The organism is Herbaspirillum sp. SJZ099, from assembly GCF_007828355.1.
Classification (GTDB): domain Bacteria; phylum Pseudomonadota; class Gammaproteobacteria; order Burkholderiales; family Burkholderiaceae_D; genus Herbaspirillum.
In genome coordinates this window covers 113127-130400 of the sequence record NZ_VIUO01000009.1, presented here as the reverse complement: position 1 = coordinate 130400, position 17274 = coordinate 113127, and the positions used below count along the sequence as shown (strand labels likewise).

Here is a 17274-nt window from a genome sequence, read left to right as displayed (position 1 = left end):
TTTGTCTTGGCAAGCATCCGTCGTCCTGGCGCAAGTCAGGATCAGGCGTCGTTCAATGGATCATGGCGTGCAGCGAAAGCCACCGGATCCCGGCCTGTGCCGGGACGACGGTGATGGGGCGCAGATCAGGCCGGAACTTGCTTGCTTTCAAGCAGCTTGACCAGCGTATGCATGGCCAGGTTGACCGGCGTGGCAATCCCCAGCGCCTGCCCGCGCCGCACGATGAAACCGTTCAAGTGATCAATCTCGCTGGCCTTGCCGCGCGCCAGGTCCTGCGCGGTGGAGGAGTATTGGGTGGGCATGGTTTCGGCGATCAGGCGTACGGCGGCATCGACGTCGCCCGGCAGCGTGACGCCTTCGGCCGCGGCGACGGCACGGCATTCGGCGACCAGGTTGCGGATCACGTCGGCCACACCCTGGCCTTGCACGATCTTGCCGTAGGGAAGTTGCGTGATGGCCGACAGCGCGTTGTAGGCGCAGTTGAGGATGAGCTTGACCCACAGCGCGCCGCGCACGTTGTCGGAGATTTCGGTCGGAACGCCGGCGGCGGCCAGGGCCTGGGCAACGTCTTCGCTGCGCGCCGACGGTTCGATCACCAGTTCGCCGCGGCCGTGGTGCCTGACGTGGCCGGGGCCGGCCATTTCCGTGGCGACGTACACCACGGCTGCCGCCACCGGTTGCGGGATCACGCCGCGCAGGCGGTCGGCGTTGTCGGTGCCGTTTTGCAGCGTCAGCACCAGCGTGTCGGGGCGTAGGTGTTGGCGCAATTGTGCGCCGGCGTTTTCGGTATCGGTGGATTTGACGCAGAACAGCACCAGGTCGGCGCCGGCGGCGATGGCGGCATCGGTGCCGGCTTGCACGGAAATGGTTTGGTCGAAGCTTTGCGCCTGCAGCCGCAGGCCGACCCGGTTGAAGGCCTCGACGTGTTGCGCGCGGCCGATCAGGACAACCTCATGGCCGGCGCGCGCCAGCATGCCTCCGTAATAACAACCTACCGCGCCCGCGCCCATTACCGCGACTTTCATTGCCGAGTCTCCCGTCTGGTCAAAGCGGAAAGCCTAACACAGCGCCGGGCAGCTTACCGGCGCCTGCTCAAGCCAGCACTTTGGCCAGCCACTGGCCGATATGGCCGACTTCCTCGCCGCAGACGGAATGCTGCATCGGGTATTCGTGCCATTCGATCCGGTAGCCCAGTTGGGTCAACAGGTCGCGCGATTTCTCGGCGCGTTCGATCACCACCACCGGGTCGAGCCGGCCGTGGGCCATGAAGATGGCGGTGTCCTGGTTGGCCGCATGGCGTTCTTCGGCAGCCTTGGCGGCCAGCGGCAGGTAGCCTGACAGGCACATCAGGCCGGCCAGCTTTTCCGGATGGCGCAGCCCGGTTTGCAGCGTCATCGCGCAGCCTTGCGAGAAGCCGGCCAGCACGATGCGTTCGGCGGGGATGCCGCGGGCCTTTTCCTGGGCGATCAGCTCTTCGATTTGCGCCTGCGAATGGCGCAGGCCTTCTTCGTCTTCGCGGCGCACCAGGTCGGGCGTGAAGATGTCGTACCAGGCGCGCATCACATAGCCGCCGTTGATGGTGACCGGCATGGTGCCGGCGGTCGGGAACACGAAGCGGATGGCGGGGCAGTTCGACAGGTCGAGCTCGCGCACGATGGGAACGAAGTCGGAGCCATCGGCGCCCAGCCCGTGCATCCAGATGACGGCGGCAGTGGGGTTAGGAGCGGTTTCGATCTGGATGGTGTCGAGCTGGGTAGCCATGGCGGTTTGGGTATCCTGTTATGCGTTGGTGAGGTATGCGATTGCTGGGATGCGATTTGTGCGCACGCTGGCGCGCAGGCACAATACGGTTTCGATTGCGCACAAGCGCAAGTTGCCAATCATACGATGAACGCCGGGGAAAATCTCTGGCGTCTGCAGGAGCGGACTTATGGGGCTGAAAAAATTGACGGGCGCGGCCATCATCGCCTGCGCGGCGCTGGCGGCGTCGCTGCCGATGCGCGCCGGTGCGGAACTGATCACGGGGGCGGTGTTCCAGCCCCAGGGCGAAAACCTGATGATTTCGACGCCGCCCGGATGGCGGATGGCGTATATGGATGGCCGGCCGGACGGCGATTATGTGGTCGACTTCCTGCCGCCCAACGAAGCGCATGATTCCTGGCGCGAAGGATATATGGGCGTGCAGCGCCGCAGTTTTCCCGACAGTGCGCTGCTGGACAATATCAAGGCGCGCAACCTGAACGTGCCGCAGGTGGCGATGACGGAGATCATGCAGGGAGCGCAGCGCAACTGCCCGGGACGCTTCCAGCCGATGGGGCAGAAAAATACCGTCACCAACGGCATCCCGACCTCGGTCAGCGGCGGTTTTTGCGACCGCGCGGGCGCCGCGGCGCCGTATGGCGAGGGCAGCGTGGTGGCCGTGTTCCAGGGGCGCGAACGCTTGTTCGTGGTGCAGTTCGGCTGGCGTCCGGCGACCCCGAATGAATTGAAGGAGTATGGCTGGCGCATCACGCCGGCCAGGCTGCAGCAGTATCTCGATCTGATCAATGGCGCGACGCTGTGCGGCGGGCCGGACCAGGGGCCTTGTCCGAAATGACGGCTGGCCCGGGTTCTGGCCGGGGCGCCAGCGCCGGGTTGTAGCGGGAGGGAATTATTTAGCGGCGGGCCGGATGGCCGACTTGGGGCGGAAGGCTTTGCATACCGCCTCATTGGTTTCGATATAGGGACCGCCGATCAGGTCGATGCAGTAGGGGACGGCGGCGAAGATGCCCGGCACTGTCTGCTTGCCGTTTTCGTCCTTCAGGCCTTCCAGCGTTTCCTTGATCGATTTCGGCTGGCCCGGCAGGTTCATTACCAGCGCGGCATGACCGGCGGTTTCGCGGATCACCGCCACCTGGCGCGAGAGGATCGCGGTCGGCACGAACTGCAGGCTGATCTGGCGCATCTGTTCGCCAAAACCCGGCATCTCCTTGGTGCCGATGGCCAAGGTGGCTTCGGGGGTGACGTCGCGGCGCGCAGGGCCGGTGCCGCCGGTGGTCAGCACCAGGTCGCAGCCGGCTTCGTCCACCAGTTCGATCAGGGTTTTTTCGATCGCCGCGCGTTCGTCGGGGATCAGGCGGGTTTCCATCTTCCAGGGGCTGGCCAGCGCGGCGCCGAACCATTCCTGCAGGGCCGGGATGCCGCGGTCTTCATAGACGCCGCCGGAGGCGCGGTCGGAAATCGATACCAGGCCGATCAGCAGATGGTCGCGTTCAGGTTTCATCGCCGTCATCGCCGAAATCCTTTTCGTCGATCTCTTCGCCGCGGCGCTTGGCGGCGGCGATCTGCAATTGCTTGAGGATCTGGAAGATTTCGCGGTAGGCCTTGGGCGGCTTGTTCTCGGCCTGCTCCTTGCGGGCGTTGCGGATCAGCGTGCGCATGTGCTGCACGTCGACTTCGGGGTGTTCGTTGAGCAGGTTGGTCAGCGCGGCGTCGTCGGCCAGCAGCTTTTCGCGGCGGCGTTCGAGCGCATGCATGGCGGCGGTTTCGGCCTTGGAGGCGCCGCGCCAGCTGTCGATGGTCTTCTGGATGATGGCCAGCTCGTCTTCTTCCAGCGTGCGCATTTTCTTGCCGACGTATTGCATCTGGCGGCGCCGGCCCTCGTGGTCCTTGATCTGCTGGCATTCGAGGATGGCCTCGCGCACATCCTCGGGCATGGGCACGCGCTTGACGCGGTCGCGCGGTTCGGCGACCAGCGCTTCGCCCAGCTTTTGCAGGGCTTCCATTTCGCGCTTGAGCTGGGACTTGGAGGGGCGGTCGTATTCCTGTTCGAATTCGTTGGACTTGAATCCGACAGCGCCGCGGTTGGCATTAGGCATGGTATAGCTTCGGGAAATATTGCTGAACGGCTGCTATGATACCCGTTTTACCCGCATTTCAGAGAAAACAGGCTCATGAGCGATACCCCATTTAGCTATAGTCAAGACCAGTTGAAGCAATTGGCGCAGGATGTGTTGCGCTATGCGAAAGAGAAGGGGGCCTCGGATTCGGCGGTCGACATCAGCGAAGGCAGCGGCCTGTCGGTGGCGGTGCGCCGTGGCCGGGTCGAGACGATCGAGCAGAACAAGGACAAGGGTATCGGCGTGACCGTGTTCCTCGGCGAAGGCCGCCAGGTGCGCCGGGGCAACGCCAGCACCTCGGATTTCTCGCAGCAGGCGCTGAAGGAAACGGTCGAGGCCGCTTACAACATCGCGCGCTTTACCTCGGTCGACGACTGCGCGGGGCTGCCGGATGCCGACATGCTGGAAATGGCGCCGCGCGACCTGAAATTGTTTTCCCAATGGAATATTTCCGCGGAGGAAGCCGTCGTCGTCGCCCAGCGTTGCGAGGCGGCGGCGCTGGAGACCGATCCGCGCATTTCCAACAGCGAAGGCGCCAGCGTGTATGCCCAGCATTCGCATTTCGTGGCGGCCAATTCGCGCGGTTTCATGGGCGGCTATCCTTTCTCGCGCCACACCATTTCGGTGGCGCCCATCGCTGGCAAGGGCAGCGGCATGCAGCGCGACGACTGGTATTCGTCCAAGCGCGATCCGAAGAAACTGGCCAAGCCCGAAGACATCGGCCGCTATGCCGCGCAACGCGCCCTGGCGCGCCTGAATGCGCGCAAGCTGTCGACCCGCAAGTGCGCGGTGCTGTTCGAGGCGCCGCTGGCGGCTGGCCTGCTGGGCGCCTTCGTGCAGGCGGTGTCGGGTGGCGCGCTGTACCGCAAGTCGAGCTTCTTGCTCGATTCGCTGGGGCAGCAGGTGTTCCCTGAGCACATCCAGATCCTGGAAGATCCGTATGTGATCGGCGGCGTCGGTTCGTCGCCGTTCGACGACGAGGGCGTGCGTACCGCCAGGCGCGCAGTGGTCAAGGACGGCGTGGTGCAGGGGTATTTCCTGTCGACGTATTCGGCGCGCAAGCTGGGCATGCAGACCACCGGCAACTCGGGCGGCTCGCACAACCTGACGCTGACGTCGGCCTTGACGGCCAAGGGCGATACGTTCAAGGGCATGCTCAAGAAGATGGGCACCGGGCTCCTGGTGACCGAGCTGATGGGGCAGGGCGTGAACTACGTCACCGGCGACTATTCGCGCGGCGCGTCGGGCTACTGGGTCGAGAACGGCGTGATCCAGTATCCGGTGGAAGAGATCACCATCGCCGGCAACATGAAGGACATGTTGCGCCAGATCGTCGCCATCGGCAACGACACGCTGGTGCGCGGCACCAAGGAAACCGGTTCCATCCTGCTGGAAAGCATGACCGTCGCCGGCGACTGACCCGCCACGCCCGCGCCGCCGGCACATGCCCGGCGCGGCGCCATGGCGGCAGCCCTGCGACGCGTACCTGAGCGGAGCGAGGAGGCAAGCCATGGACGATATCCATATCCACCGGGGCTACACGCCCGGCGCCATCGGAAGGGTCGCGGAACTGCATGCGGCCTACTACACCGAGAACTGGAGCTTCGGCGTCTATTTCGAAGCCAGGATCGCCACCGAACTGTCGGCCTTCCTGAGCCGCTACGACGAGACGCGCGACGGTTTCTGGACCGCCACCGTGCATGGCCGCATCGAAGGCTCGCTGGTCATCGACGGCCAGCATGCGCAGCAGCAGGGCGCTTACCTGCGCTGGTTCATCGCTTCCGAAAAGTTGCGCGGCAAGGGTGTGGGCGATGCCCTGATCGGCAATGCGGTGCAATTCTGCCGCGACAGCGGTTTCCCCTCGATCTACCTGTGGACCTTCGATGGCCTGCAGGCGGCCCATCATCTCTACCGCAAGCATGGCTTCGTGCGCACCGAGGAGCGGCAGGGCACGCGCTGGGGTGTCCGGCTCAATGAGCAGCGCTATGAGCTGTTGCTATGAGCTGTTGTTGTGAGGCCTGGTGCGCTCACAACGGTTTGCAATATGCGGTGCCTTTCGGCAATAAATGCCGCCAATTGTTAAAATGCCGGGTCGGCGCGTTGGCGCCTCTTCCTGGATTGTCTTCCACGCAACATGGCCCTCCATACCGATGCCGCGCACTCCAGCGGCCAAGTCCTGCCTTTCCGTGAATCCCTGCTGGCCACCCTGGGCATCTGTTTCGTCATCATGCTGGTGGCGCTGGATCAGACCATCGTCGGTACCGCGCTGCCCACCATCGTGGCCGAGCTCAAGGGCTTCGATCTGTATGCCTGGGTGGCGACCTCGTACCTGCTGACCTCGGTGATCACCGTGCCGATCTTCGGACGGCTGGGTGATTATTTCGGCCGCAAGCCGTTCGTGATCGCTTCCATCATCGTGTTCGTTGCCGCGTCGGCGCTGTGCGGCATGGCCGACAGCATGCTGTTCCTGGTGCTGGCGCGCGGCCTGCAGGGCATCGGCGGCGGCATGCTGGTGGGCACCTGTTTCGCTTCCATCGCCGACCTGTTTCCCGATCCGCGCGTGCGCCTGCGCTGGCAGATCATCCTCTCCGCTTCGTTTGGCATCGCCACCGCCGTCGGCCCGTCGCTGGGCGGTTTCCTGACGCAGGGCCTGGGCTGGCGCTGGGTGTTCTACTGCAACCTGCCCATTGGCGTGATCTCGCTGTTCTTCGTCTGGCGTTTCGTGCCGCATATGCGCCATATCCAGCACCAGGGCAAGATGCGCCTGGACTGGCCGGGCGCGCTGCTGATCTCGCTGTCGCTGGGCAGCCTGCAACTGCTGGTGGAGATGCTGCCCAAGCGCGGCATCACCGGCGGCATGCTGGCGTTGCTGGTGCTGGCGGTGGCGGCTTTTTATGCGCTGTGGAAGTGGGAGCAGCGGGCGGCGCAGCCGATCCTGCCGTTCGAGATGATGCGCGACCGCGCGCTGTCGAGCCTGTTCATCCTGTCGGTGCTGGCGGGTTTCGCCATGTTCTCGCTGCTGATGTATGCGCCGCTGCTGTTCCAGGGCGGCTTCGGGATGACGCCGCGCGAGGCCGGCTTGCTGATCACGCCGCTGGTGGCCTGTATCACCGTGGCCAGCATCGTCAATGGCCGCATCATCACGCGCATCCCCAATCCCAACATGATGATGACGGTGGGTTTCGTGCTGATCTCGGCGGCTTGCCTGGGCGTGGTGCTGTGCGACCGCGGCACCGGCAACGGCTTTATGCTGGCGACCATGCTGGCCGGCGGTTTCGGCCTCGGCCTGGTCTTGCCCAACCTGACCGTGTTCGCCCAGCAGGCCGCCAGCTGCGAGCACCTGGGCATTGCCACCGCCTTGCTGCAGTCGCTGCGCATGATCGGCGGCATGCTGGGCACCGCCATTACCGGCACGCTGGTCAGCCAGATGTATGGCAGCGGCGTGCAGAAGGCGCTCGAGAGCGACCATGCCGCGCAATGGCTCAAGGAATTCAGCGATCCCGAGGTGCTGGTCAACCATGACATCCAATCGGTGCTGCTGGCGCAACTGATGAAAGCCGGGCACAACGGTTCGGCGCTGCTTGACGCCGCGCGCGATGCCCTGGTCGGGGCGATCCACATGGGCATCGCCATCGCCATCGTGGCCGCGCTGGCCGGCTTGTGGATGGTGCGCCGGGTGCCGCCGATCAAGTTCGGCAGCGATGCCAAGGTTGAGCCGGTGATGTCGGAATAAGGACTTGGCCGAGAGCGGAATTCATGGCATAGGTGAACATGCCGATGCCATGGATTATTGGCTTTCCAGATGGGGACGAAGAGGGGACGGGGGCCGGAATGGAGAGGATGAAATCCGGCGTAAAAATGAAAAAACGGGTGAAACCCAAAGGTCTTACCCGTTTCAACATTCCGGCTGCAAAGCCGTTTGGCTTTCGCGTTGATTGCTTGGTGCCCACGGAGGGACTCGAACCCCCACACCTCGCGGCACATGGACCTGAACCATGCGCGTCTACCAATTCCGCCACGTGGGCAATAACGCGAAAGAACGTGATTATATACGATAGAAGGATCTTGTCAATGCCCTTGTGGGGAGGAATGTGCGATTTTTTCGTGCCTGTTCCGCCGAACGGTGCTGCAGGCAGGGTATTGCGGTTAGGTAAATGGCCGCAACTCCGTTACACTAGGGGCTATCCAACCTGACCGGAGTGATCGCGCCGGTTCCATCGATAACAATTGCGCAAACGACACTTTTGAGCCAATTTCCATACTCCATTCCCAGCCGGGAAGAAATCCTCGGCATCCTGCGCACTTCGCCCACGCCGCAAGGCGCGCCCAGTCTGGCGGCCGCGCTTGGCGTCAAGCCTGAAGAAATGGATGGCCTGACGCGCCGGCTCAACGCCATGGAACGCGACGGCCAGATCAAGCCCGACCGGGCCGGCAACTACAAGCTGACCCATTCGCCCAATTTCATCGAAGGGCGCGTGTCCAGCCACCGCGACGGTTTCGGTTTCCTACTGCCGGACGACGGCAGCGACGATCTGTTCCTGCCCGAGAAGGAAATGCAGAAGGTCATGCACGGCGACCGCGTCCAGGCGCGCATCGTCGGCACCGACCGCCGCGGCCGGCCGGAAGGCACCATCGTGGAAGTGGTGGAGCGCGCCAATACCCATGTGATCGGCCGTCTCCTCAACGAGAACGGCGTGTGGGTGGTGGCGCCGGAAGACAAGCGCATTGGCCACGACGTGCTGCTGGCCGGTTCGCCCGGCAAGGCCAAGGCGGGGCAGGTGGTCAGCGTCGAACTGACCGAGCAGCCTTCGCGCTATACCCAGCCGGTGGGCAAGATCGTCGAGATCCTGGGCGACATCGATGACCCGGGCATGGAAATCGAAATCGCGGTGCGCAAATACGGCGTGCCGCACGAGTTCTCGGACGTGGCCAAGAAGCTGGCGGCTAAGCTGCCCAGCGAAGTGCGTGCGGCCGACCTCAAGGATCGCGTCGACCTACGCGACGTGCCGCTGGTCACCATCGACGGCGAGGATGCGCGCGACTTCGACGATGCCGTCTACTGCGAGCCGGTCAAGATCGGCCGCGCCAACGGCTACCGCCTGATCGTGGCGATCGCCGACGTCAGCCATTACGTCAAGCCGAACGACGCGCTGGATGCCGATGCGCTGGAGCGCAGCACCTCGGTCTACTTCCCGCGCCGGGTGATCCCGATGCTGCCGGAAAAGCTGTCCAACGGCCTGTGTTCGCTCAATCCGGATGTCGACCGCCTGACGCTGGTGTGCGACGCCGTGATCACCGCCAAGGGCGAGATCAAGGCTTACCAGTTCTACCCGGCCGTGATCCATTCGGCCGCGCGCCTGACCTATACCGAAGTGGCGTCCATCCTGACCAACACCAAGGGCCCGGAGGCGGCGCGTCGCATCGGCCTGGTGCCGCACCTGACGCACTTGTATGAAGTGTTCCAGGCGCTGCTGCAGGCGCGCCAGGCGCGCGGCGCGATCGACTTCGAGACTACCGAGACCTACATCGTCTGCAACGCCGCCGGCAAGATCGAGAAGATCCTGCCGCGCACCCGTAACGATGCGCACCGCCTGATCGAGGAGTGCATGCTGGCGGCCAACGTCTGCGCCGCCGATTTGCTCAAGCGCCATGAACATCCGGCGCTGTACCGCATCCACGCCGGCCCCACCAAGGAAAAGCTGACGCAGCTGCGCAACTTCCTCAAGCAAACCGGCCTTTCCCTGGGCGGCGGCGACACCCCCAGCGCCTCCGACTATGCCGAGCTGATGCCCAAGATCAAGGCGCGCCCGGATGCGGTGCTGATCCAGACCATGCTGCTGCGCTCGATGCAGCAGGCGGTCTACAGCCCGGACAACATTGGTCACTTCGGCCTGTCCTACGAGTCCTACGCGCACTTCACCAGCCCGATCCGCCGCTATCCCGACCTGCTCACGCACCGCGCCATCAAGGCCGTTTTGCAAGGCAAGCGCTATGAACCCAAGGGCATCGACAGCAGCGCGTTGAACACCTCGATCTCGCCGGCGGCGCGCAAGATGCAGCAGCAACAGCGCGCGGCCGACCTGGCTGCCGGCAAAAAGCCGCGCGGCGATAGCAAGCAAGGCAGCCTGGCCATCTGGGAAGCGCTGGGCCTGCACTGTTCGGCCAACGAGCGCCGCGCCGATGAGGCTTCGCGCGATGTCGAGGCATGGCTCAAGTGCTATTTCATCCGCGACAAGCTGGGCGAGGAGTTCACCGGCACCATTTCCGGCGTGGCCACCTTCGGCATCTTCGTGCAGCTCGATGCGCTGTATATCGAAGGCTTGGTGCATGTCACCGAACTGGGCGCCGATTACTTCCAGTACGACGAGGCGCGCCACGAGCTGCGCGGCGAGCGCACCGGTATCCGCTATCAGCTGACCGACCGCGTGACCGTGCAGGTCAGCCGGGTCGACCTGGATGCGCGCAAGATCGACCTGTCGCTGGTCAACGAGCCGGGCATCCGCACGCTGATCAAGAACGAGGCCAAGCGCGCCGAAAGCGCCGCGCGCGGCAAGCCCAACGGGGCGGCCAAGCCGGCGGCACAAGGCAGGAAGGCAGCCGCGCCCAAGCCGGCCAATGCAACCAAGGCCGCCAAGCAAAGCAAGGCCAAGGGCGGCGCGGCGCAGGCGCGTGCCGGCGAAACCGACCGCAAGCGGGCGGCGGCCAAGGGATTTTCCAAGGGCAAGAAGAAGCGCTGAAGCGGCGCTGGAGGTTTGCCCTTGATCCGTAGCAAGCCATCGTCATCGTAGTAATAAAGAGAAGAAACAAGCAGGTTTTATGAAGAGCAAAATGATTTTCGGCTTCCATGCCGTCACGTCCCGCATCCGCCACGAGGCCTCGTCGGTGGATGAAATCTATGTGGACGCCGACCGCCGCGACCGCCGCATGCTGGACATGCTGCATGCGGCCAAGGAAGCCAATGTGCGCATCATCCAGGCCGACGACCAGCGCTTGTCGGCGATGGTCGGCACGCGCCGCCATCAGGGCGTGGTGGCCAAGGCTGCCACGCTGTCGCTGGCGCGCACGCTGGACGAGTTGCTGGATGCGGTGCAGGGGCCGCCATTGCTGCTGATCCTGGACGGCATTACCGATCCGCACAACCTGGGCGCCTGCCTGCGCGTGGCCGACGGCGCCGGCGCGCATGCGGTGATCGCTCCCAAGGATCGCGCGGTGGGCCTGAATGCAACTGCCATGAAGGTTTCCAGCGGTGCTTCCGATACCGTGCCCTACATCACCGTCACCAACCTGGCGCGCACCATGCGCGACCTCAAGGAGCGCGGCGTGTGGATCATCGGCACCACCGACGATGCCGAGAAGGGTTTGTACGAGGGCGACTTCACCGGACCTACCGCGCTGGTGATGGGGTCGGAAGGCGAGGGCATGCGCCGCCTGACGCGCGAGACCTGCGACGTGCTGGTCAATATCCCGATGTTCGGCTCGGTCGAGAGCCTGAACGTGTCGGTCGCTTCCGGCGTCTGTCTTTACGAAGCGCGACGTCAGCGCTTGCCCAAGTAAGTCCGGTCATCTTTGCATGACACGATCGCCGGACTGTATGTCCGGCGATTTTTTTTGCAGTTCAGCATCTCCCGTTTCAGGAAATCCATCATGTTCAGCCGACTCCGTGAAGACATCGCCAGCATCCGCGAGCGCGATCCCGCCGCGCGCAACACTTGGGAAGTGCTGACCTGTTATCCCGGCTTGCATGCGGTGGCGATGCACCGCTGGGCCAATGCCTGCTGGCTGGCGGACTTCAAATGGCTGGGCCGTTTTATTTCACACATCGCGCGCGGCTTGACCGGTATCGAGATCCATCCGGGCGCGACCATCGGCCGCCGCGTATTCATCGACCACGGTTTCGGCGTGGTGATCGGCGAGACTGCGGTGATCGGCGACGACTGTACTATTTACCAGGGGGTGACGCTGGGCGGCACCTCGCTGGCCAAGGGCGCCAAGCGTCATCCCACGCTGGGGCGCGGCGCGATCATCGGCGCCGGGGCCAAGGTGCTGGGCGGATTCACGGTGGGCGATGGCGCCAAGGTCGGCTCCAATGCGGTGGTGACCAAGGAGGTGCCGGCCGGCGCCACGGCGGTCGGCAATCCGGCGCGCATCGTGCAACGCGCGGCGCCCCAGGATCCGCGCGAGCCGGCCGCGGCGCGCATCTTCGCCGCCTACGGCGTCATGCCCAACGGCGACGATCCGCTGTCAAAGGCCTTGCACGGGCTGATCAACCAGGTGGCGGCGCAGGAGCAGCAGATCGAGGTGATGCTGGCGGCGTTGAAGGGCGCGGGGATAGGGTGTCAACGCTTCGAGGAATTGAGCCGCTTCGATGCCGAGCAGTTGAACAAGCTGGTCGATTGAGGGCTCCCAGCAGGGTATGTGGGGGGAATCCTTCGATACGCCGCGATGCGGCTACTCAGGACGAGCGGAGGCGCAACATTGAAAGCCGTTCGGACTGAGTAGCGCCGCAGGCGCGTATCGAAGGCGCGCCGTCAGGCAGTAATTTCGTCACCATGCGCATCATGACGATGCAGCACGCCATCCGCCGTCAGGCCGATCCAGCCGCCGCGCGGCGTTGCGATATCGTATTCCCAATCCGGCAGCACATAGCGCAGGCGTTGGCCTTCACCGCTGCCCAGCACATGCAGGGCGGGGCGGTGCGTATGGCCGTGGATCAGCACGCTGGCGCCGGTCTGTTCGAACAGTTGGCCGATGGCGCCGGCATTGACGTCCATGATCTCGTAGGACTTGTTCTGGTTGGAGTCCTGGCTGTTCTTGCGCATGCCCTCGATGATGGCCTTGCGCTGCGCCAGCGGCATAGCGAGGAACTGTTGCTGGTAGGCCGGCTGGCGCACTTGGGCGCGGAAGGCCATGTAGGCGGCGTCGTCGGTGCATTGCGCGTCGCCGTGGGCCAGCGCGATCTCGCGTCCGGCCAGGCGGATCACGTGCGGGTCGTCCAGCAGCGTCAGTCCGGCGGCTTGCGCGAACCCGGCGCCGACCAGGAAGTCGCGGTTGCCGGCGATCCAGAAGACTTGCACGCCATGCGGCTGCAGCGCCTTCAAGGCATCGGCGATGTCCCGGTTGTAGGGCGTGACCAGATCGTCGTCGCCGGCCCAGTATTCGAAGATGTCGCCCAGCAGGTAGAGCTGCTGCGTTTGCGTCGCATGGGTTTGCAGGAATTCGAGGAAAGCCGCCGTGGTGCGCGGCAGCGAAGCCTGCAGGTGGAGGTCGGAAACAAAAAGCGCAACCGTCGGCTGCGCTTGTTGTGAGGACGCGAAAATCGTCATCGTCTGGTGGGAAGCGGGGTCAGACCACTTCCGCCTTTTCGATCACGACATCTTCGGTCGGCACGTCGGCGAACATGCCGGTGCGGGAAGTCTTGACGCCCTTGATCTTGTCGACCACTTCAGTGCCTTCGACCACTTTGCCGAACACGCAGTAGCCCCAGCCGTCCTGGCCCGGGAAGTCGAGGAAGCTGTTGTTCTTGACGTTGATGAAGAACTGCGCCGAGGCCGAGTGCGGCGCGGCGGTGCGGGCCATGGCCAGCGTGTAGGGCTCGTTCTTGAGGCCGTTCTTGGCTTCGTTCTCGATCGGTTCGTTGGTTTCCTTCTGCTTCATGCCGGGTTCGAAACCGCCGCCCTGGATCATGAAGCCGTCGATCACGCGGTGGAAAATGGTGCCGTTGTAGTGGCCGGAGTTCACGTAAGCCAGGAAGTTCTCGACGGTCTTCGGCGCTTTTTCGGCATCCAGTTCGATCTTGATGTTGCCGTGGTTGGTGGTGAGCAGAACTGCCATGTTGAATCCTTTGCTGAACAGTGAAAGTGGTAAAAACAAGGGTGAAAACAAAAAAACGAGGCGGGCATCCGATGGCCCGCCTGCCCTGGGTCAGGTGTTGCGCGACGTTTATTTGACCAGCGTTGCCGATTCGATCACGACCGGGGTCGCCGGCACGTCGCCGGCGCCGGTGGGCACCTGCTTGATCTTGTCGACCACATCGGCGCCCTGGACCACCTTGCCGAAGACCGCGTAACCCCAGCCATCGCGGCTCGGGTAATCCAGCGGGGCGTTGTTGGCCACGTTGATGAAGAACTGGGCCGTGGCCGAGTGCGGGGCCGAGGTGCGCGCCATGGCGATAGTATAAACCTCGTTCTTCAAACCGTTCTTGGCCTCGTTCCTGATCGGCGCGTCGGTGGCCTTTTCGCGCATGTTCCGGTCGTAGCCGCCGCCCTGGATCATGAAGCCGTTGATCACGCGGTGGAACAGGGTGCCGTTGTACTGGCCCTTCTTGACGTAGTTGAGGAAGTTGTCGACGGTGACGGGCGCCTTCTCGGGATTGAGCTCGACCACGATGTCGCCCATGCTGGTCTTGAGCAGCACGCGCGGCGCATCGGCGGCCAGGGCCTGCGCCGACAGGGCGGCCGAGAGGGAGAGGGCGGCCAGGCCGCGCAGCAGGCTACGACGAGAAATCATCATGCATTACCTTCGTAAATAATTTTCCATTCCGATCCTTCCTTGACCCAGTACTGGCGTTTGCGGATCGCGTTTTTACTCTTGCCGACAGCGCTTTCCTGGATGAAAGTGCTGACGATCATGTCTTCCGGGCCCGGATAGCGGAACAGGCTGACATCGCGCAGTTTGACACTGGTGAAGCGCGCGCCGTTCATGCTCTTTTGCTGGCGCGAGAACCAGGTCGGCAGGCTTTCGCCCAGGGCCGAGCGGAAATCGCGCGAATAATACGACAGGGTCTTCTCGCTGTCGGCGCTCTCCAGCGACTGCTGCCATTGTTCCAGCATGGCGGTCGCGGCCTGGCGCTGCTTGTCCCATTCGCCCTTGTTGACGAATTGCACGCCCTGGCTGATCACCACCACGGTCTTGCCGACCTCGGCCGTGGAGTACAGGCTTTGCAGGTCCGGATTGGCCAGCACCACGCAACCGTCGGAAGACAGCGGCGGACGGCTGAAATTGTCGGACGGCGTGCCGTGCAGCCAGATGCCATAGCCGCTGCGGCCGTTGCGCTTGTCCCATTCATTGGGATAGGACAGCGGCAGCGCGCCGGTGCCATAGAAGTCGGGCAGCTTGGGGCCGGGGATGCGGTTGTTGACGTAGTACACGCCGATCGGGGTGCGCTGGTCGCCTTCCTTGGTCTTGTTGGCGCCGAAGCGGCCCTGTGAGATGTAGTAGTCGCTCTGGTACTTCAGCTGGCCGTCCTGGTTCTCATAGACGTACAGGCGCGAGCGCGAGGTATCGACCACCAGGACATTCTTCTGGTCTTCGCCCATCTGCAGCACGGCTTTGGGGATCAGGTTGGGATCGGGTTTTTCCTGCAGCGAGCGGATGCGCACCATGGCTTCGTCGCGCAATTCCTTGAGCTTGTCCTGCGGGGCGTCGGCCATGGCGCCGAAATTGCGCACCGGGCGCGCATGCATCAGCAGCAGGTCGCCTTGAACCAGATGGCCGAGCCGGAAGGTCGGATAGGCCGCCACCAGGGCATTGGCCTTGTCCAGGGCTTCGCGCAGGCGGTTGGCGCCCAGATCCTTGTAGACGTCGATCAGCAAGGCCTCGGGATCGGGCTTGCCGGGCGCGGCCGGACTGGCGCTTTGCGGTGGGATGGAAGAGGAGGAGGCAACGCTGCCGGTTGTCGGCAGGCCGGCCAGACATAACATCAGCAGGCGCCCCAGCATGCGCGCCGGACGCCCTTGTAAAACTTGAGCCACCGATTATCCTCCCGATCGTTCCTGTTTGATCAGCCATCTGTTGCCCTGTTTGATGAAGACCAGGGTCTTGCGGCTGTCCACCGTCAGCCGGTTGGAATTATATATCTGGCGATAGCGCACGGTGGCGGTATTGCCCTTGATGGCGACCAGGGCGTTGCTTACCTTCACGGTAATATGGCCCTTGTCCTCGATGCGGGCGCGGCGTTCCTCGGCCCATTCCTTGCGTGTCGCGCCCTTGGGCGTTTCGAAATCGCTGGCGTAGTGGGCCAGGTAGCCCTTGACGTCCTTGTCGCTCCAGGCCTTGGCCCAGCTGTTGAGCGAGGCCAGCACGGCGTTCTTGTCCTGGTCGGCGTCGGCGGATGCCTTGGCCTTGTCGGCCCGGGCTTTGTCTGCCGCGGCCCTGGCCTGGGCGGCCTTTTCGGCGGCTGCCAGCTTCTCGGCCTGGGCGGCTTTTTCCTTCTCGGCCCGGGCCGCCTTTTCTTTCTCCAGGCGTTCGGCCTGTTCCTTCTGCTTCTGCTCGGCCGCCGCCTTGTCGGCCTTTTTCCTGTCGGCTGCGGCTTTGTCCTGGGCCGCCTTTGCTTCGGCTGCCTTGTCGGCGGCGGCTTTCTCCGCTGCCGCCTTGTCCGCCGCCGCTTTCTCTGCGGCCGCCTTGTCGGAGGATGCCTTGTCGGCCGAAGCCTTGGCGATGGCGGTCTTTTCCGCCGCCGCCTTGTCGGCCGCGGCTTGCTGCGCGGCCTTCTCGGCGGCCAGCGCCTTCACCCGTTCCTGCTGTTCGGCGGCATCGGCCTTGGCCTTGGCGTCCCGTTGCGCCTGCGCGGCCTGGCCGGGAGCGGCGCTGGCCAGGCGCGGCACGGTGCCGCCGGTGGCATTGCCGTTGAGCGAGCGCAAGAGCGTCAGTTTGGGCTGCGGGACGTTGCTGCCCGGATCGATCTGCAAGGCCTTGTCGTAGGCCTGGCTGGCCAGCTTGGCGTAGACGTCGCCGAGATTTTCCAGCGCGGTGGCATAGGTCGGGTTGGTGCGCATGGCCATGTCCAGCGCCGCGCGCGCCTTGTCGTATTGCCCGTTGGCGGCATACAGCACGGCCAGGTTGTTGTACGGTTCGGGCAGGTCGGGGAAGTCTTCCGTCAGTTTGACGAACACCGCGATGGCCTCCGCAGAACGATTCTGTTCTGCTAAGATCAGGCCTTTCGTGAAACGCATCTGTGCGTCGCGCGGGTGTTTCGCGAGTATGGCGTCGGTTTTCGTGAGCGCCTCGGCATACTGGCCCGACCGCATCAGCTTGTTGATGTCGGACATCTCGCTGGCATGCGCGGGAATGGCGAAGAGGGCGGCGACCAGGCCGGACAGCAGTGCCGTCTTGTGGGCAGTTCTATTGATCAAACCGCGCAAACCATGAATAGATGTCTGTTCTTGTGATTCTGGGGGCATGGTTTATCAATGCTATACTCGGACGAAAGCAGGCATTTTATATCAAACAAGCACCACAAAAAGAGGTTTGGCTATCGTGTCGCGTTCATGTCGAAAGCGCTGCTAGAACAATGATCGAGGGGGCGAGCGCCCGTCCGGAAGCACTCTTCCCGGCGCGCAGCCCGAAGCGCGAAGCATGACCACGGCACTGTCTCCAGTGCAGCCGAACCGAGAATTCC

The 17274-nt window shown here is 63.9% G+C and carries 16 protein-coding genes and 1 tRNA gene; 7 read left to right on the top strand and 10 right to left on the bottom strand.

Annotated features, from left to right (window positions below; all coding sequences use genetic code 11):
* Positions 1-125: 125 nt before the first annotated feature.
* Together FB597_RS17435 and FB597_RS17430 are read right to left on the bottom strand one after the other, a co-directional pair.
* Positions 126-1025, bottom strand: coding sequence for a ketopantoate reductase family protein (locus FB597_RS17435; RefSeq protein WP_144770218.1), 900 nt, complete (start codon positions 1023-1025; stop codon positions 126-128).
* Positions 1026-1092: 67 nt separating this feature from the next.
* The gene (locus FB597_RS17430) at positions 1093-1761 is read right to left on the bottom strand and encodes an alpha/beta hydrolase (protein WP_144770217.1); all 669 of its coding nucleotides are present in this window, start codon (positions 1759-1761) and stop codon (positions 1093-1095) included.
* A gap of 235 nt (positions 1762-1996) precedes the next feature.
* Here FB597_RS17430 and FB597_RS17425 point away from each other — a divergent pair, with 235 nt between their 5' ends.
* On the top strand, positions 1997-2596 hold the full coding sequence (locus tag FB597_RS17425; RefSeq protein ID WP_370454722.1) for a hypothetical protein: 600 nt from the start codon (positions 1997-1999) through the stop codon (positions 2594-2596).
* Between the two features lie 54 nt (positions 2597-2650).
* On the opposite strand, the gene mog is transcribed toward FB597_RS17425, so the two are convergent.
* Both mog and yjgA read right to left on the bottom strand, forming a co-directional pair.
* Positions 2651-3271, bottom strand: coding sequence for a molybdopterin adenylyltransferase (mog, locus tag FB597_RS17420; protein ID WP_141911202.1), 621 nt, complete (start codon positions 3269-3271; stop codon positions 2651-2653).
* Positions 3252-3857, bottom strand: a complete 606-nt coding sequence (gene yjgA / locus FB597_RS17415; protein WP_144770215.1) for a ribosome biogenesis factor YjgA — start codon at positions 3855-3857, stop codon at positions 3252-3254. The genes mog and yjgA overlap by 20 nt, the downstream gene beginning before the upstream one ends.
* A gap of 75 nt (positions 3858-3932) precedes the next feature.
* Between yjgA and pmbA the strand changes: the two genes are divergently transcribed.
* From pmbA to FB597_RS17400, 3 genes are all read left to right on the top strand, one after another.
* Positions 3933-5297: a metalloprotease PmbA gene (gene pmbA, locus FB597_RS17410; protein ID WP_144770214.1), complete on the top strand. Its 1365-nt coding sequence runs from the start codon at positions 3933-3935 to the stop codon at positions 5295-5297.
* Between the two features lie 91 nt (positions 5298-5388).
* Positions 5389-5880 carry a GNAT family N-acetyltransferase gene (locus FB597_RS17405; RefSeq protein WP_144770213.1) on the top strand — a complete coding sequence of 164 codons (492 nt, stop codon included), beginning with the start codon at positions 5389-5391 and terminating at the stop codon, positions 5878-5880.
* 132 nt (positions 5881-6012) lie between these two features.
* The gene (locus FB597_RS17400) at positions 6013-7611 is read left to right on the top strand and encodes an MDR family MFS transporter (protein ID WP_144770212.1); all 1599 of its coding nucleotides are present in this window, start codon (positions 6013-6015) and stop codon (positions 7609-7611) included.
* A gap of 207 nt (positions 7612-7818) precedes the next feature.
* Here FB597_RS17400 and FB597_RS17395 read toward each other — a convergent pair.
* A tRNA-Leu gene (locus tag FB597_RS17395) sits at positions 7819-7903 on the bottom strand.
* A 219-nt stretch (positions 7904-8122) separates the two neighbouring features.
* On the opposite strand from FB597_RS17395, the gene rnr reads away from it, so the two are divergent.
* The 3 genes from rnr to cysE all read left to right on the top strand — a co-directional run bounded on the left by rnr (position 8123) and on the right by cysE (position 12275).
* Complete coding sequence (gene rnr, locus FB597_RS17390) at positions 8123-10615, top strand: ribonuclease R (protein WP_144770211.1); 2493 nt, start codon at positions 8123-8125, stop codon at positions 10613-10615.
* Positions 10616-10694: 79 nt separating this feature from the next.
* Positions 10695-11432 carry a 23S rRNA (guanosine(2251)-2'-O)-methyltransferase RlmB gene (gene rlmB / locus FB597_RS17385; RefSeq protein WP_144770210.1) on the top strand — a complete coding sequence of 246 codons (738 nt, stop codon included), beginning with the start codon at positions 10695-10697 and terminating at the stop codon, positions 11430-11432.
* Between the two features lie 90 nt (positions 11433-11522).
* On the top strand, positions 11523-12275 hold the full coding sequence (cysE, locus tag FB597_RS17380; RefSeq protein ID WP_144770209.1) for a serine O-acetyltransferase: 753 nt from the start codon (positions 11523-11525) through the stop codon (positions 12273-12275).
* 131 nt (positions 12276-12406) lie between these two features.
* Here the strand turns inward: cysE and FB597_RS17375 are convergent, their stop codons facing one another.
* From FB597_RS17375 to FB597_RS17355, 5 genes are all read right to left on the bottom strand, one after another.
* Positions 12407-13201: a UDP-2,3-diacylglucosamine diphosphatase gene (locus tag FB597_RS17375; protein ID WP_144770208.1), complete on the bottom strand. Its 795-nt coding sequence runs from the start codon at positions 13199-13201 to the stop codon at positions 12407-12409.
* A 19-nt stretch (positions 13202-13220) separates the two neighbouring features.
* A complete protein-coding gene (locus FB597_RS17370; RefSeq protein WP_141911224.1) occupies positions 13221-13709 on the bottom strand; it encodes a peptidylprolyl isomerase in 489 nt (162 codons plus the stop codon).
* A 108-nt stretch (positions 13710-13817) separates the two neighbouring features.
* A complete protein-coding gene (locus FB597_RS17365; RefSeq protein WP_144770207.1) occupies positions 13818-14387 on the bottom strand; it encodes a peptidylprolyl isomerase in 570 nt (189 codons plus the stop codon).
* The gene (locus FB597_RS17360; RefSeq protein ID WP_144770241.1) at positions 14384-15595 is read right to left on the bottom strand and encodes a murein L,D-transpeptidase family protein; all 1212 of its coding nucleotides are present in this window, start codon (positions 15593-15595) and stop codon (positions 14384-14386) included. The genes FB597_RS17365 and FB597_RS17360 overlap by 4 nt, the downstream gene beginning before the upstream one ends.
* Before the next feature lie 36 nt (positions 15596-15631).
* The gene (locus FB597_RS17355) at positions 15632-17056 is read right to left on the bottom strand and encodes a tetratricopeptide repeat protein (protein WP_144770206.1); all 1425 of its coding nucleotides are present in this window, start codon (positions 17054-17056) and stop codon (positions 15632-15634) included.
* Between the last annotated feature and the right edge of the window lie 218 nt (positions 17057-17274).

Bases quoted from the DNA above. Each gene is read 5' to 3' on its own strand.
- FB597_RS17435 (WP_144770218.1), bottom strand. From the start codon at position 1,025: ATGAAAGTCGCGGTAATGGGCGCGGGCGCGGTAGGTTGTTATTACGGA.
- FB597_RS17430 (WP_144770217.1), bottom strand. From the start codon at position 1,761: ATGGCTACCCAGCTCGACACCATCCAGATCGAAACCGCTCCTAACCCC.
- FB597_RS17425 (WP_370454722.1), top strand. From the start codon at position 1,997: ATGCGCGCCGGTGCGGAACTGATCACGGGGGCGGTGTTCCAGCCCCAG.
- mog (WP_141911202.1), bottom strand. From the start codon at position 3,271: ATGACGGCGATGAAACCTGAACGCGACCATCTGCTGATCGGCCTGGTA.
- yjgA (WP_144770215.1), bottom strand. From the start codon at position 3,857: ATGCCTAATGCCAACCGCGGCGCTGTCGGATTCAAGTCCAACGAATTC.
- pmbA (WP_144770214.1), top strand. From the start codon at position 3,933: ATGAGCGATACCCCATTTAGCTATAGTCAAGACCAGTTGAAGCAATTG.
- FB597_RS17405 (WP_144770213.1), top strand. From the start codon at position 5,389: ATGGACGATATCCATATCCACCGGGGCTACACGCCCGGCGCCATCGGA.
- FB597_RS17400 (WP_144770212.1), top strand. From the start codon at position 6,013: ATGGCCCTCCATACCGATGCCGCGCACTCCAGCGGCCAAGTCCTGCCT.
- rlmB (WP_144770210.1), top strand. From the start codon at position 10,695: ATGAAGAGCAAAATGATTTTCGGCTTCCATGCCGTCACGTCCCGCATC.
- cysE (WP_144770209.1), top strand. From the start codon at position 11,523: ATGTTCAGCCGACTCCGTGAAGACATCGCCAGCATCCGCGAGCGCGAT.
- FB597_RS17375 (WP_144770208.1), bottom strand. From the start codon at position 13,201: ATGACGATTTTCGCGTCCTCACAACAAGCGCAGCCGACGGTTGCGCTT.
- FB597_RS17370 (WP_141911224.1), bottom strand. From the start codon at position 13,709: ATGGCAGTTCTGCTCACCACCAACCACGGCAACATCAAGATCGAACTG.
- FB597_RS17365 (WP_144770207.1), bottom strand. From the start codon at position 14,387: ATGATGATTTCTCGTCGTAGCCTGCTGCGCGGCCTGGCCGCCCTCTCC.
- FB597_RS17360 (WP_144770241.1), bottom strand. From the start codon at position 15,595: ATGCTGGGGCGCCTGCTGATGTTATGTCTGGCCGGCCTGCCGACAACC.
- FB597_RS17355 (WP_144770206.1), bottom strand. From the start codon at position 17,056: ATGCCCCCAGAATCACAAGAACAGACATCTATTCATGGTTTGCGCGGT.